The sequence below is a fragment of the Caulobacter sp. UC70_42 genome (genome assembly GCF_044056025.1).
Lineage (GTDB): Bacteria > Pseudomonadota > Alphaproteobacteria > Caulobacterales > Caulobacteraceae > Caulobacter.
In genome coordinates this window covers 363,736-377,885 of sequence record NZ_CP171994.1, presented here as the reverse complement: position 1 = coordinate 377,885, position 14,150 = coordinate 363,736, and the positions used below count along the sequence as shown (strand labels likewise).

At 69.4% G+C, this 14,150-nt stretch carries 14 protein-coding genes and 3 pseudogenes; 12 read left to right on the top strand and 5 right to left on the bottom strand.

Annotated features, from left to right (window positions below; all coding sequences use genetic code 11):
* Positions 1-3: 3 nt before the first annotated feature.
* The 3 genes from ACHMW8_RS02110 to ACHMW8_RS02100 all read right to left on the bottom strand — a co-directional run bounded on the left by ACHMW8_RS02110 (position 4) and on the right by ACHMW8_RS02100 (position 1,656).
* Positions 4-585, bottom strand: a complete 582-nt coding sequence (locus ACHMW8_RS02110) for a TadE/TadG family type IV pilus assembly protein (protein ID WP_125155598.1) — start codon at positions 583-585, stop codon at positions 4-6.
* Positions 582-1,139 (bottom strand): TadE/TadG family type IV pilus assembly protein, encoded by a 558-nt coding sequence (locus ACHMW8_RS02105; protein WP_395444610.1) that lies wholly within the window; start codon positions 1,137-1,139, stop codon positions 582-584. Before ACHMW8_RS02105 ends, ACHMW8_RS02110 begins: the two co-directional genes overlap by 4 nt.
* Before the next feature lie 91 nt (positions 1,140-1,230).
* Positions 1,231-1,656: a pilus assembly protein N-terminal domain-containing protein gene (locus ACHMW8_RS02100; protein WP_395444609.1), complete on the bottom strand. Its 426-nt coding sequence runs from the start codon at positions 1,654-1,656 to the stop codon at positions 1,231-1,233.
* A 317-nt stretch (positions 1,657-1,973) separates the two neighbouring features.
* Between ACHMW8_RS02100 and ACHMW8_RS02095 the strand changes: the two genes are divergently transcribed.
* The 10 genes and pseudogenes from ACHMW8_RS02095 (at position 1,974) to ACHMW8_RS02050 (ending at position 11,649) form a co-directional block, all read left to right on the top strand.
* Positions 1,974-2,150, top strand: coding sequence for a Flp family type IVb pilin (locus ACHMW8_RS02095; protein ID WP_395444608.1), 177 nt, complete (start codon positions 1,974-1,976; stop codon positions 2,148-2,150).
* A 179-nt stretch (positions 2,151-2,329) separates the two neighbouring features.
* Complete coding sequence (locus ACHMW8_RS02090) at positions 2,330-2,842, top strand: prepilin peptidase (RefSeq protein WP_395444607.1); 513 nt, start codon at positions 2,330-2,332, stop codon at positions 2,840-2,842.
* Positions 2,843-3,047: 205 nt separating this feature from the next.
* Positions 3,048-3,945, top strand: a pseudogene (gene cpaB, locus ACHMW8_RS02085) (Flp pilus assembly protein CpaB).
* A gap of 20 nt (positions 3,946-3,965) precedes the next feature.
* Positions 3,966-5,624 carry a type II and III secretion system protein family protein gene (locus ACHMW8_RS02080; RefSeq protein ID WP_395444606.1) on the top strand — a complete coding sequence of 553 codons (1,659 nt, stop codon included), beginning with the start codon at positions 3,966-3,968 and terminating at the stop codon, positions 5,622-5,624.
* 9 nt (positions 5,625-5,633) lie between these two features.
* Positions 5,634-6,317, top strand: coding sequence for a CpaD family pilus assembly lipoprotein (locus tag ACHMW8_RS02075; protein WP_395444605.1), 684 nt, complete (start codon positions 5,634-5,636; stop codon positions 6,315-6,317).
* Positions 6,317-7,882: a CpaE family protein gene (locus ACHMW8_RS02070; protein ID WP_395444604.1), complete on the top strand. Its 1,566-nt coding sequence runs from the start codon at positions 6,317-6,319 to the stop codon at positions 7,880-7,882. The genes ACHMW8_RS02075 and ACHMW8_RS02070 overlap by 1 nt, the downstream gene beginning before the upstream one ends.
* Positions 7,883-9,374, top strand: a pseudogene (locus ACHMW8_RS02065) (CpaF family protein); the annotation flags it as partial.
* Positions 9,375-9,390: 16 nt separating this feature from the next.
* Positions 9,391-10,368, top strand: coding sequence for a type II secretion system F family protein (locus tag ACHMW8_RS02060; RefSeq protein WP_125155608.1), 978 nt, complete (start codon positions 9,391-9,393; stop codon positions 10,366-10,368).
* Positions 10,369-10,381: 13 nt separating this feature from the next.
* Complete coding sequence (locus tag ACHMW8_RS02055) at positions 10,382-11,365, top strand: type II secretion system F family protein (protein WP_125155609.1); 984 nt, start codon at positions 10,382-10,384, stop codon at positions 11,363-11,365.
* A gap of 86 nt (positions 11,366-11,451) precedes the next feature.
* The gene (locus ACHMW8_RS02050) at positions 11,452-11,649 is read left to right on the top strand and encodes a hypothetical protein (RefSeq protein WP_125155610.1); all 198 of its coding nucleotides are present in this window, start codon (positions 11,452-11,454) and stop codon (positions 11,647-11,649) included.
* A 67-nt stretch (positions 11,650-11,716) separates the two neighbouring features.
* Here ACHMW8_RS02050 and ACHMW8_RS02045 read toward each other — a convergent pair whose 3' ends face one another.
* A complete protein-coding gene (locus ACHMW8_RS02045; RefSeq protein ID WP_395444603.1) occupies positions 11,717-12,601 on the bottom strand; it encodes an aldo/keto reductase family oxidoreductase in 885 nt (294 codons plus the stop codon).
* Between the two features lie 72 nt (positions 12,602-12,673).
* Between ACHMW8_RS02045 and ACHMW8_RS02040 the strand changes: the two are divergent.
* A pseudogene (locus tag ACHMW8_RS02040) lies at positions 12,674-12,877 on the top strand (TetR/AcrR family transcriptional regulator); the annotation flags it as partial.
* Between the two features lie 91 nt (positions 12,878-12,968).
* Positions 12,969-13,301, top strand: a complete 333-nt coding sequence (locus ACHMW8_RS02035; RefSeq protein ID WP_395444602.1) for a hypothetical protein — start codon at positions 12,969-12,971, stop codon at positions 13,299-13,301.
* 4 nt (positions 13,302-13,305) lie between these two features.
* On the opposite strand, the gene ACHMW8_RS02030 is transcribed toward ACHMW8_RS02035, so the two are convergent.
* The gene (locus ACHMW8_RS02030; protein WP_395444601.1) at positions 13,306-14,124 is read right to left on the bottom strand and encodes a tetratricopeptide repeat protein; all 819 of its coding nucleotides are present in this window, start codon (positions 14,122-14,124) and stop codon (positions 13,306-13,308) included.
* Positions 14,125-14,150 lie beyond the last annotated feature (26 nt).

The window sequence follows — 14,150 nt, the reverse complement described above, 5'->3', positions numbered from 1 at the left end:
CGTCTAGAGCGTGTCGACCCAGGTCACCGTGTCGGAGCGGCGTGGGCGCAGATAGTAGTTGCGCTTGAAGGTCATGGTGGTGGGCATGACCAGCTTGGTCGGCGAGCTGTAGTCGTAGGTGGCCCGCGAGACGATGATGCTCTGGTTGGCCGCCAGCACGCCGGTCGAGATGTCGGCGACGGTCGCGCCCTTGGCCGGGCAGCCGGCCATGCCCACGCCGGCGGGGTTGGGCTTCACCCAGGCGACGGTGTTCTTGCCCTTGGAGTCGGAGACGACGCTATAGACGCACATCTTCAGGCCGGCGGCCGGATAGGGCGCCATGATCAGATTCCCGATGTTGAAGATGTCGGTCATCTTTTTCGGGCCGGTCTGGGGGTTCTGGGCGACAATGTCGCCGATCTGCGCGGTGATGTTCGACAGGCGGCGCTGGGCCATCATGGCCTGGGTCGTTTCGGCGAAGCCGAAATACATCAGGATCAGCACCGGAGCGATCAGGGCGAACTCGATGGCCGAGACGCCGCGGGTGTCGCGCCAGAAGGTCTTCAGAGAGGCCTGCTTCAGCCGGGGCGACGCGCGGCGGGTCATTGGTCGTACGGCTCGTTGGTGAAGGCGGTGGCGGCGTAAACGATCCATCGGCCGTTGGCTTTCTGGAAACCGGTCTGCATCAGCGGCGAGATCAGCGGCCAGGTGTAGTAGGCGCGGACCAGGACGATCGAGCCGGCCGTGCCGGGGTTCCACTGCATGTTGGTCGGCACCGCGTCGGTCGCCGAGGCCGAGCTGGCGCTGGCCGAGTAGTCGGCATAGGTCCGCACGTCGAGCTGCAGGGCGCTGTCGCAGCTCATCGCGCCGATCGGGCCGATCTTGTTGCAGACGGCGGTCTTGAAGGTGGCGGCGGTGCCGCCGTTGGTCTGCACCTCGCCGGTGCGGATGGTGCGGCCCACGTCGATGACGGCGTTCTCGAGCAGCAGCGAGACCATGTAGACCAGGGCCAACTCGATCAGGGCGAAGACGAGCATCAGGAAGGGCATGAAGACCAGGGCGAACTCGACCGCCGTGGCGCCCCGCTCAGCGCGCGCGAAGCGGCCGGCGAAGCGGGTCAGCCGGCGTCGGGCGCGAGCGAAGATGTGATTGTAGGCCATGCGGCGCGCGGACCCTGAAATGATCGTCCGCCAGTCTAGCCGGACGATCCTAACCACTGGTTAGAGCGCGCGCTCGCGTGGGGGAGGGCGCCTACGGCGTGCCCGAGGCCGGGCCGGGGGCCGCGCCGACGCGCATGCAGCGGGCGGCCCCGCAGGCATAGCTGTTGGCCGTCGCGCCGCGATAGATGGTGACGCCGCCGTCGCCGACCTCGGAGACCACCACCTGGCGGTTGGTCAGGGTGCGGCCGCCGGCCCCGAAGGCCATCAGGGTGGTGACGCCCGCACGCTTGCCCATCACGACCAGGGTGCGCTCGTTGACGATGCTGACGTCGGCGATGGTGGGATCGGCCACCACCACGTCCCGCACCGCGCCGCCCACGCTCATATAGAAGGCCTCGCCCGCGCCCAGCGGCAGGTCGGCCGATGTCGTCTTCGCCGGCAGGACGCCCGTCTGGGCGTTGGCGGCGGCCCCCGAGAGGGTCAGGACGGCGGTGATGGCGAGCGAAAGGCGGCGCATGAGGTTTCCGATCTCGGATCCGAACGTGCCTCAGCATCCTTTGGTTTGGTCAACAAAAGACTAAGGGCCGTTCACGTGCGTCCAAGCGTCGCTTGAGAAAGTCCTTGATTCAAAAGGGATTGATCGATCTTGGGTAGGCCATGGTTAAGAACAGATAATGGTAAACTCAAATAAACCAAAAGAAAAATCTGAGAAACCAACTGGTGTTTACTCAGCATTAAGTGAGCTCGGCGAAATTGATCGTGTTTTCGGGGGTTAGCAAGTCGAGCCGGCTTGAAGCCTCAAATCAACCAGCTCTGACTTTAGGAGATCTAGACATGACCAAGTTCGTCACGCGCTTTCTGAAGGATGAATCGGGCGCCACGGCCATCGAATACGGCCTGATCGCGGCCCTCATCGCCGTCGTCATCATCACGGGCGTCGGCGCCCTGGGTGGCGCGCTGAACACGAAGTTCAACGACATCAAGACGAAGGTCGAGAGCGCTGGCACCTAAGTCCAGTTAACGCTCGAAAAGAAAAGGGTCGAGGCTCCAGCCTCGGCCCTTTTCTTTGCCTGGATGACAGAGGTTCCAGGCTCCCGCCGAGACGCGGGAAACGATTGCTTCATCCGTCCGTCCCAGAATGGCCCGGTACGGAAGGGGTCCCCGACGGGGATTAGACAAGGCGCCAGAGCATGCAAGCCATCCAGATCCCGCTGCTGCTGATCTTTCCGGTCCTGGCCATCATCGGCGGCCTGAAGGACCTGATCAGCTACACGATCCCCAACTGGATTTCGCTGGCCCTGATCGCCGCCTTCGTCCCGGCCGCCCTGGTCAGCGGCGCGCCCCTGGCCCAGATCGGCCTGTGCCTGGCCGTGGGTTTCGCCGCCCTGGTCCTCGGAATGGGGATGTTCGCCGCCGGCTGGATCGGCGGCGGCGACGGCAAGCTGTTCGCCGTCTGCGCCCTGTGGATGGGCTGGCCCGGCGCCTTCCTGTTCCTGGTCTATACCGGCCTGGCGGGCGGCGTCCTGACCTTCGCCATCCTGACCCTGCGCTCGGGCTATCTGGTTCCGGCCGTGGCCGGCGGGCCGGCCTGGCTGCGCAAGCTGGCGGCCAAGGACGGCGACCTGCCGTATGGCGTGGCCATCGCCGCCGGCGCCCTGTGGGCCTTCCCGCACGGCGCCCTGGCCGTCGCGGCCCTGGGCTGAGACTCTCCTGAGTTGAGCCCCGCCGCGCCCTGACTCATTCCGCGACACCCTGCCGCGCGGCTCGCCACCTGAACGGTGAAAACTTTTAGCAGCCGTTAACCATGCGCGGGCGAGCATGGAGCGTGGCCAGAAAGGCTGACTGACGAATCGCGCGCGCTCGCCGGACGGCGGCCGTTCGGTTCCCCCTTGAGTTTCAGCCCGCGCCATGAGTCCCGTTCGCCTCCTGATCGTCCTGATCGCCGCCGTCTCGGCCATCGGCCTGGCCGTGGTCCTGCAGCGCGCGCTCGGGGGGCAAGCCGGCCGCCCCGGTCGCCGTGGCCGCGCCCGCCGCGCCGGGCAAGCCGATGACCCAGGTCCTGGTGGCCAAGCGCGACCTGCCGATCGGCACGCGCCTGGTGGCCGCCGACGTCGCCTGGCAGGCCTGGCCGTCCGACGCCATCAGCGGCGCCTTCATCACCAATGGCGCGGCCCCGGCCGCGCCCGATGGCAAGGTCGAGGCCGCCAAGGCCGCCGTCAGCGGCGCCGCAGACCAGATGATTGGCGGCGATCCGGCCAAGATCGTCGAGGGCGCGATCGTCCGCGACCCGATCCTGACCGGCGAACCGGTCACCAACCGCAAGATCGTGCGCGGTGGCGAGGGCGGCTACCTGTCCGTCGTCCTGACCCCCGGCAAGCGCGCCATGGCCGTGCCGGTCACGTCCGAGACCGCGGCCGGCGGCTTCATCCTGCCCGGCGACCGCGTCGACGTGCTGGTGACACACGAGGCCCAGTTCAACGCCACCGGCGACAGCGGCTCGGCCAACGGCCGGGTCGTCCAGGCCGAGACCGTCCTGCAGAACATCCGCGTCCTGGCCCTGGACCAGTCCACGTCCGCCGACAAGGACGCCAAGTCGATCGTCGCGGCCACCGCCACCCTCGAGGTCGGCCCGACCGAGGCCGAGGCCCTGACCCGCGCCAAGGCCGGCGGTCCGGTGACCCTGGCCCTGCGCGCCTATACCGATCTGGGCGGCCCCTCGGGCCTCGCCCGGAAGGCGGCCGTCGCGGACTCCACCATCCGCATCAATCGCGGCGGCCAGACCTCCAACGTGTCGGTGAGCCCGTGAGCCGCCCGGTGAAAGCTCAAATGTCCCTGAAGCGCCGTATCCTGACGGCCCATCTGGCCGTCCTGCTGGGCCTGTCCTCGACCGCCCCGGTCTTCGCCGACGGTCCGGTCGGCGGCTCGCACGTCTATCGTCCCGCCGCGCGCGTCTCGCGTCCGCCGCCGCCGGTCATGCCGATGGCCCCGCCGTCGGTCGGCGAGCAGGTGACCCGCATCGTCCTCACCGCCGATCAGAGCGCGGCGACGGTCGAGCTGGCGCGGGGCAAGTCGGCGATCATCGAACTGCCCAGCGACGTCCGCGACCTGCTGGTCACCAACCCCCTGGTCGCCGACGCCGTGCTGCGCGACAAGCGCCGCGTCTATGTCGTCGGCCTGGCCGAGGGCGTCACCGACGCGGCCTTCTTCGACGCCGCCGGCCGCCGGATCGTGTCGCTGAACATCCGCGTCAGCCAGCCGGTCGACCAGCTGTCCGCCACCCTGGCGCGGGTGCTGCCCGACGCCCGCATCCAGGTCCAGCCGATCCGCGACAGCGTCGTGCTGACCGGCGCCGTGCGCAACGCCGCGGAGTCCGAGGCCGTCTCGCGCATCGCCGCCCAGTTCACCGGCAAGCCGGAGAACGTGCTGAACATGCTGACCATCGCCGGCAAGGACCAGGTGATGCTGCAGGTCCGCATCATCGAGGTGCAGCGCAACGTCATCAAGCAGCTGGGCTTCGACCTCAACGCCATCATGGGCCAGCTGGGCCAGGACCAGTTCAGCTTCGGCCTGTCGCCGACCTATGGCGTCAACGGCGCCCTGCTGGGCGGCGTGACCGGCGGCTACAGCCGCGACACCACCAAGGCGCCGGTGATCTCGCGCGACGTGAAGGTGCCGCTGACGAGCTGTGTGAACGGCGTCTGCACGACCTCCGAGACGCTGAAGGCCTACGACTTCGTGGATCCCAAGGATCCGCTGTCGACGATCCGGAACGTGGCCGGCAGCACCGGCCTCAACCAGGCCAAGAGCATGGTCCAGGCGTTCGAGCGCGTGGGCCTGGTTCGCACTCTGGCCGAGCCGAACCTGACGGCCGTGTCCGGCGAGGCCGGCCACTTCCTGGTCGGCGGCGAATTCCCGGTCCCGACCGGCAGCGACCAGACCGGCAAGATCTCGATCGAGTTCAAGCCGTACGGCGTGGGCCTGGGCTACACTCCGGTGGTGCTGTCGGGCGGCCGCATCTCGCTGAAGATCTCGACCGAGGTCTCCGAGCTGTCCAGCCTGGGCGCCTTCACGGTGTCCGCCGGCTCGGCCTCGACGGCCCTGACGGTGCCGGGCCTTTCGGTGCGTCGCGCCGAGACGACCGTCGAGATCCCGTCGGGCGGCTCGCTGATGATCGCCGGCCTTCTGCAGCAGACGACCAAGCAGACGATCGACTCTCTCCCGGGCATGACCTCGATGCCGATCCTGGGCACGCTGTTCCGGTCGCGCGACTTCCTGAACGGCCAGACCGAGCTGGTGATCATCGTCACCCCGTACATCGTCGACCCGACCCGTCCGCAGAACCTGCAGACGCCGGCCGACGGCCTGGTCTTCGCCAACGACATGAGCACGGTCCTGCTGGGACGTCTCAACAAGGTGGTCAAGGCGCCGGCCGGCGCGAACGTCGGGCGCGCGTACCAGGGCCCCGTTGGTTATGTGATCGAGTAGGACGCCGCCATGACGCACACGCCTTTCGTCAAGACCGTCCTGGCGGCCCTCGCCCTCGCCGGACTGGCCGCCTGCGCCTCGACGGCGCCGTCCGATCAGGGGCCGTCGAAGGCCGCCGCCACCGACACCCAGCAGTGGACGGACCGCATCAAGGTCACCTCCGCGCCGGACGAGATCGTGCTGGCCCCGCACGCCACCGGCCTGTCGGCCAACCAGTCGGCCGCGCTGGAAGCCTTGATGGAACGCTGGCTGCGGGCCGAGGCCCGCGAGCTGGTCGTCACCTCGCCCAACAGCTCGGGCGCCATGGCGACCCAGATCCGCGACCGCCTGGTCACCCTGGGCGCGCCGGGCTCGCGCGTGCGGGTGGTGGGCTTCAACCCGACCGGCCCCGAGGACGACACCATCCGCGTCGGCTTCCTGCGCTACGAGGCCGAGAAGCTGAAGTGCGGACAGCGCTGGGAAAACCTGGCCGCCACCCGCAACAACGAAGCCTATGACAACTTCGGCTGCGCCCTGGCCGCCAACCTTGCCGCCCAGGTCGCCAATCCCGAGGATCTGATCCGTCCGCGCGACATGACGCCGCCCGACGCCGGCCGCCGCGACACGGTGCTGGGCCTCTACCGCAAGGGCGAGGTGACCAGTTCCAAGAAGGACGACCAGGCCAGCGGCTCGATCTCGAAGGCGATCCCGTAATGCGGCCGTCCGACAACGACCCCTTCGACCTGGGCTTCGACGCCGCCGACGAGTTCGCGACCGGCGCGAGCGATCCCTGGCGCGCCTCCGCCCCGCCGTCGCTGAACCCGACCGTGGGCGGCTTCGACGACCCGTTCGCCGACTTCCCGCCGGCCCGTCCGGAAGGGGGGCAGCCGCGCGCGCCCCAGGCCCCGCGTCCGGCGCCGCAGGCCCCGTCCCAGCCGCAGGCGCAACGCGCCGCCCCGGCGCCTCAGCCGCCCCCGCAACGGCGCGCGCCGCAACCGGCCGTCGCCGCCCCTGACGACGACCTCGACATCGCCGAGGCGGCCGCTCCGGTCTATCACGAGCCGATCTCGGACGGCGGCCTGGGCGACGCGGCGATCCCGCGCATCACCATCCACGCCTTCTGCGCCCGCCCGGAAACGGCGGCCCTGGTCGAGCACGCCGCCGCGGATCGCCGCATGGCCCGGGCCTCGACCATCGTCCGCGACGGCGGGCTGGAGGCGGCCGTCGACTACTACCAGAACCAGCCGACGCCCTCGCTGGTCATGGTCGAGACGATCGACGGCGCCCAGCGCCTGCTGCACCTGCTGGACAGCCTGGCCCAGGTCTGCGACCCGGGCACCAAGGTGGTCGTGCTGGGCCAGACCAACGACATCGCCCTGTATCGCGAGCTGATGCGCCGCGGGGTCAGCGAGTACCTGACCCAGCCGCTCTCGCCGCTGCAGGTGATCCGCGCCGTCGGCGGCCTCTACGCCGATCCGTCCGCGCCGTTCATCGGCCGCCAGATCGCCTTCGTCGGCGCCAAGGGCGGGGTGGGGGCCTCGACGCTGGCGCACAACTTCGCCTGGGCGATGGCCGAGAAGATGCAGACCGCCACGGTGCTGGTCGACCTCGACCTGGCCTTCGGCACCGCCGGCCTCGACTTCAATCAGGATCCGTTGCAAGGCGTCCTGGACGCCCTGACCCAGCCCGACCGCCTGGACCCGGTGCTGATGGACCGCATGATGGTCCGCTGCGGCGACCGCCTGTCGCTGTTCGCCGCGCCGGCCACGCTGGACGACGACTACGACATCGGCGCCGACGCCTACGAGGAGGCGACCCAGAAGATCCGCGGCGCCGCGCCTTTCGTGGTGCTGGACATCCCGCACGTCTGGAACGCCGCCACCCGCCGGGTGCTGGTCGGATCCGACGACCTGGTCGTGGTGGCGACGCCGGATCTGGCCTCCCTGCGCAACGCCAAGAACATCATCGACCTGGTCAAGGCGTCGCGGCCCAACGACGTGCCGCCGCGTCTGGTTCTGAACCAGGTCGGCGTGCCCGGCCGTCCCGAGATCCCGGTGAAGGATTTCGGCGAGGCCCTGGGCGTCCAGCCCTCGCTGGTGCTGCCGTTCGATCCCAAGCCCTACGGTCAGGCGGCCAACAACGGCCAGATGCTGGCCGAGGTGGCGCCCAAGTCGAAGGCCGCCGAAGGTCTGGAGCACCTGGCGCGCCTGATCAGCCGCCGCGAGCCGCCGCCCTCGCAGAAGTCCTCCGTGCTCTCGGGCCTGTTCAAGAAGAAGTAGATGTTCGGCAAGCGCGACCCGTCAGCCCCGCCGAACAGAAGGCGCCGCCCCCGCCCCAGCGGGCGGCGCGGCCATCGCCACGCGTCCTCAGCGGATCGAGCCGGCCGCCGCGCCGAACGCGCCCGCGCCGAAGGTCAACGGCCCCGCTCCCAAGGCGACGCTGGGCCTGGATCAGCTGCGCGCCGCGCAGGGGATCGCCGCCGCCCAGACGACCAACATCGTTCGCGAGCAGAGCGACTACTACCACGCCACCAAGACCACGATCTTCAACGCCCTGCTGAACACCATCGACCTGAGCCAGCTGGCCCAGCTCGACCAGAAGCAGGCGGCCGAGGAGATCCGCGATATCGTCGCCGAGCTGGTGGCGATCAAGAACGTCTCGATGTCGGTGGCCGAGCAGGAACACCTGGTCCAGGACATCATCAATGACGTTCTCGGCTATGGCCCGCTGGAGCCCCTGCTGGCCCGCGACGACATCGCCGACATCATGGTCAACGGCGCCCACCGGGTGTTCATCGAAGTGGGCGGCAAGGTCCAGCTGACCAATGTCCGCTTCCGCGACAACATGCAGCTGATGAACATCTGCCAGCGGATCGTCAGCCAGGTCGGCCGGCGCGTCGACGAAAGCTCGCCGATCTGCGACGCCCGCCTGCCCGACGGCTCGCGCGTCAACGTCATCGCTCCGCCCTTGGCTCTGGATGGTCCGACCCTGACCATCCGGAAGTTCAAGAAGGACAAGCTGACCATGAAGAACCTGGTGGAGTACGCCTCCATCAGTCCGGAAGGGGCGCGGGTCCTGGGCGTCATCGGCGCCTGCCGCTGCAACATCGTCATCTCGGGCGGCACGGGCTCGGGCAAGACCACCCTGCTCAACACCATGACCGCCTTCATCGACCCCACCGAGCGGGTCGTGACCTGCGAGGACGCGGCCGAACTGCAGCTGCAGCAGCCGCATGTGGTGCGCCTGGAAACCCGGCCTCCCAACCTGGAAGGCTCGGGCGCGGTGACCATGCGCGACCTGGTCAAGAACTGCCTGCGGATGCGTCCCGAGCGGATCATCGTCGGCGAAGTCCGCGGCCCGGAGGCGTTCGATCTTCTCCAGGCCATGAACACCGGCCACGACGGCTCGATGGGCACGCTGCACGCCAACAGCCCGCGCGAGGCCATCAGCCGGATCGAGAGCATGATCACCATGGGCGGCTACGGCCTGCCCTCGAAGACCATCAAGGAGATGATCGTCGGCTCGGTCGACGTCATCGTTCAGGCGGCGCGTCTGCGCGATGGCAGTCGCCGCATCACCCACATCACCGAGGTGGTCGGCCTGGAAGGCGACGTGATCGTCACCCAGGACCTGTTCGTCTACGAGATCACCGGCGAGGACGAGCACGGCAAGGTCGTGGGCAAGCACCGCTCGACCGGCATCGCCCGCCCGCGCTTCTGGGATCGCGCCCGCTACTACGGCCTGGAGCGCGAGCTGGCCGAAGCCCTCGAACGCGGCGGAGTAGGCGATGCTGTTCATCCTCGCCGGGATCCTAGGGTTCATCACCATCGCGGGCCTGGGCTTCGCCTTCGCCGGCGGGGACAGCGGCCAGGCCAAGGCCGCCAAGCGCGCCCAGATGATCGCCGGCGGCGGCGAGCGCCAGGCCGCGGTGCGCGCCAAGGCCGCCGCCAACACGCCCGACGCCCGACGCCAGAACATCCTCAAGGCGCTCAAGGAACAGGAGCGCAAGCAGAAGAAGGCCACGCTGAGCCTCGTCTCGCGCCTGCAGGCCGCCGGCCTGGGCGAGAACGTCAGGATGTTCTGGATGATCAGCGGCGGCCTGGCGGTGATCGTCGCCCTGATCGTCTTCGTGCTGAGCCAGAGCCTGCTGATCGCCCTGGCCGGGGGCTTCGCCGCGGGCCTGGGCCTGCCGCGCTGGGTCCTGGGCTTCCTGGCCAAGGGGCGGACCAAGAAGTTCACCGAGGCCTTTTCGGACGCCATCGACATCATCGTGCGCGGCATCAAGTCGGGCCTGCCGGTCCACGACTGCCTGAAGATCATCGGCAAGGAGAGCCCCGAGCCCCTGGGCGGCGAGTTCCGCACCCTGACCGAGAACATCGCCATGGGCGTGCCGATGGATGCGGCCCTGGAGAAGATGTACGAGCGCATGCCGACCAACGAGCTGCGCTTCTTCTCGATCGTGCTGGGCATCCAGGCCAAGACCGGCGGCAACCTGGCCGAAGCGCTGGGCAACCTCTCCACCGTCCTGCGCGCGCGCAAGCTGATGAAGGAGAAGATCAAGGCGCTCTCCGCCGAGGCGATCGCCTCGGCCTCGATCATCGGCTGCCTGCCGCCCGGCGTCGTCATGCTGATCAGCATCACCTCGCCGGCCTACATGAAGCCGATGTTCACCGACCCGCGCGGCCATCTGATGATCCTGGGCGGCGTCCTGTGGATGACCATGGGCGTCCTGGTGATGCGCAAGATGATCAACTTCAAGTTCTGAGGGGAGGACCGCCGTGAGTCTCGTCGCTTCCCTGACCGATCCCGGGAACCTGCTGACGGCGTTCATCGCCTTGGTGACGTTCGCCACGATCATCACCCTGGCCTCGCCGGTGTTGCGCGACAACAACCTCGAGGGTCGCCTGAAGTCGGTGGCCAACCGCCGCGAGGAGCTGCGTCGAAGGTCGCGCCAGAGCATCGCCTCGCGCGGCGCGGGCGGCGGCACCCTGCGCCACCAGGACGAGGGCCTCTACAAGAACGTCGTCGAGCGGCTGCAGCTGTCGCGGCTGCTGGAGGATCCCAAGGTCGTCGACAACCTGGCCCAGGCCGGCTTCCGCGGCCCGCGGCCGGTCACCACCTTCTACTTCTTTCGCTTCGTGGCGCCGTTCGTGTTCGCCGGGGTGGTTGGGTTCTACCTCAATGTCGTCAACGGCTTCGGCCTGCTGCCGATGCAGAAGCTGTGCGCCTGCGTCGCGGCCCTGGCGCTCGGCTACTACGCGCCCAACGTCTACATCAGCAACATCGCCCAGAAGCGCCGCGAGTCGATCGTGGCGGCGTTTCCCGACGCGCTGGACCTGCTGCTGATCTGCGTGGAAAGCGGCATGTCGATCGAGGCGGCCATCCAGAAGGTCGGCTCGGAGGTCGGCGCCTCGTCGATGGAGCTGGCCGAGGAGCTGTCCCTGCTGACCGCCGAGCTGTCGTACCTGCCCGACCGCCGCCTGGCCTACGAGAACCTGGCGCGCCGCACCAACCATCCGGGCATCAAGTCCGTGGCCACCGCCATGATCCAGGCCGAGCGCTACGGCACGCCGCTGGGCACGGCCCTGCGCGTCATGGCCAAGGAAAACCGCGAGCTGCGCCTCTCGGCCGCCGAGAAGAAGGCCGCGGCCCTGCCGGCCCAGCTGACCGTGCCGATGATCGTGTTCTTCCTGCCGGTGCTGTTCGTCATGATCCTGGGCCCGGCGATCCTGAAGGTGCAGGACATCTTCGGGAAGCACTGAGGTTTCCCACCCCAGAAAGACCCGTCCAACGCGTGGCGCGCGGCTTGCGCTGACCCGACCGTTCAGTTTCGGTTTGGGACAGTGGGATGAAACACCAGTCGGGAAAGGGCCCTCCGGTTCGCGCGTTCGCGGCGGCCGAAGAGGGCGGCGCGGCCATCGAGACGGCGCTGTTGGCGGGCCTGGCGGCGTTCCTGGCGTTCGCCATGAAGAACATGGTGGCGGCGCCGCTGCTGGGCTTTCTCACCAGGGCCAGCCGGGTGCTCACCCAGGCGCTGGGAGCCTGATCACGCCGCGCGCGACCGGAGACCGGACGGCGGATCCTGGCGGAGGTTCGCGGCGGCGCCTAGGCGTTCAGCTCGCCACGGCTTCCAGCTCCGCCATCACCGCGTCCGACAGTTCCAGGTCCGCCGCCGCCAGGTTCTCGCGCAGGTGGGCGACCGACGAGGTGCCCGGGATCAGCAGGATGTTAGGCGACCGGCGCAGCAGCCAGGCCAGGGCTACCTGCATCGGCGTGGCGCCGAGACGCTCGGCCACGGCCGACAGGGCCGAAGATTGCAGCGGCGAGAAGCCGCCCAGCGGGAAGAACGGCGTGTAGGCGATCCCGGCCTTGGCCAGGTCGTCGACCATCGCGTCGTCGTGGCGGTGGACCAGATTGTACATGTTCTGCACGCAGGCGATGTCGGCGAGGCTCCGCGCCTCGGCGACCTGGGCCCGCGTGACGTTGCTGATCCCGATCTGGCGCACCAGCCCCTCGCGCTTCAGGTCGGCCAGGACGCCCAACGGCTCGGCGATCGAGCCCTCGGCCGGACCCATCATGTCGAACATGGCGCGGTAGTTGACCACGTCCAGCGCCTCCAGCCCCAGGCGGCGCAGGTTGTCGTGCACCGCCGACCTCAGCTCGGCGGGCGAGGTCGCCGGCAGCCAAGCGCCGTCGTCGCCCCGACGCGCGCCGATCTTGGTGACGATCACCAGGTCGTCGGCATAGGGATGCAGCGCCTCGCGGATGATCTCGTTGGTGACGAACGGGCCGTAATAGTCGCTGGTGTCGATGTGGTTGACCCCCAGGGCCACGGCCTCGCGCAGTACGGCCAGCGCCGCCGGGCGGTCCTTGGGCGGGCCGAACACATGCGGGCCGGCCAGCTGCATCGCCCCATAGCCCAGCCGCCGGACGGTGCGGTCGCCGAGCTTGAAGGTCCCGGCCCGATCCAGGCTGGAGGCGTCGATGCTGCTGGTCATGCTGCTCGTTCCTTGCGTTGTGGAGCAAGGCGTAGCATCTGAAGAATCCTTCAGTTTTGGAATTCGCTTTCGATGACCGCCCTCGCAACGCCGCTAAGGCCAAGGAAACAGCCGGTCCAGGCCCGGTCGGCGGCCACGATCGAGGCGCTGCACACCGCCGTGATTCAGGTTCTCACCCGTGAGGGTCTCAGCCGCTGCACCACCACGCGGATCGCCGAGCGGGCCGGCATGTCGGTCGGCAGCGTCTATCAGTACTACCCCAACCGCGACGCCCTGCTGGCGGCGGTGCTGGAGCGGCACCTGAGCGGCATCGCCGACGCGATGGAGCGGGTCTGCCTCGAACAGCCGGGGCCTTCCGGTCGCCCGGATGGCCGAGGCCCTGGTCGAGGGCTACATGGCGGCCAAGCTGCGCGACGCGGGCGAGTCCCGGGCGCTCTACGCGGTGGCGGGCGAGCGGGGCGGGTTCGAGCTGGCGGCCCGCGTCTACAAGCGCATCGAGGCGGCGGTGACGGTCCTGCTGGCCACCGCGCCTGACGCGCGGTTCGAGGACCCCGCCATGACGGCGTCGATCGCGCTGAACGCCCTGGTCGGGCCGGTGCGCTCGATCCTGGACGGCCAGGCCACGCCCGCCTTCGAGGCGCGGCTGCAGGGCCAGCTGGTGCTGCTGCTGACGGCCTATCTCGAGGCCGGCAGGGCCTGAGGGGCTATTGTCCGCCGCCGGCCTTCATCGCGTCCCAGCTGCGGCCGGAACCGGCCTGGCCGATGGCGGCGCGCAGATAGGCCAGGTTGTTGCTGACCTGCTCGGGCGGCAGGTCGGCGCGGGCCAGCTTCTCGGCTTCCGGCAGGCGGCCTTGCAGGCCGACCACCAGGGCCAGGTTCTGGCGCACCTGGACGCCGGCCGAGGGCAGGGCGGCGGCGCGGCGCAGCTGGACCTCGGCGCCGGCCAGGTCGCCCCTGGCGGCCAGATGCATGGCGTAGTTGGCCAGCGGCGTGGCCTCGGTCGGCGCCAGGGCCAGCGCCTGTCGATGCGCGGCCTCGGCCTCGTCGTCGCGTTCGGCCTGCTCGTAGGCCACGCCCAGCAAGGTCAGCGGACGCCAGTCCCTGGGATTGAGGGCGGCGGCCTTGCGGGCCGGCTCGATGGCGTAGAAGCCCTGGCCCCGGGCGATGTGGGCGCGGGCCAGCTCCAGCAGCAGCGGGGCGTCGTCGGGATGGGCGACCAGGGCCTTGGTCGCGGCCTCGGCGGCGTCGTCATTGCGGCCCAGGGCGCGCAGGGACTGGGCCAGGGCGGCGCCGGCCTCGGCGTCGCCCGGGTCGGTCTCGAATTCGGCGCCCCAGAAGGCGGCGCGGGCCAGCGGGTCCAGGCGGCGGGCTTCGGCGCGCTGCTGCGGCGAGGCCTTCACCGGCGCGGCCTTGGCGGCCTCGGCCTGGGCGGGCTTGGCGGAGTCGGCGGCGAAGGCGGCCGGCGCGATCAGCAGGACGGCCGGGGCGAGCAGGGTTGCGACGAGCGCGCGCTTGCGACACATGGAAGACATGTCTCCAGAAGGTTCGC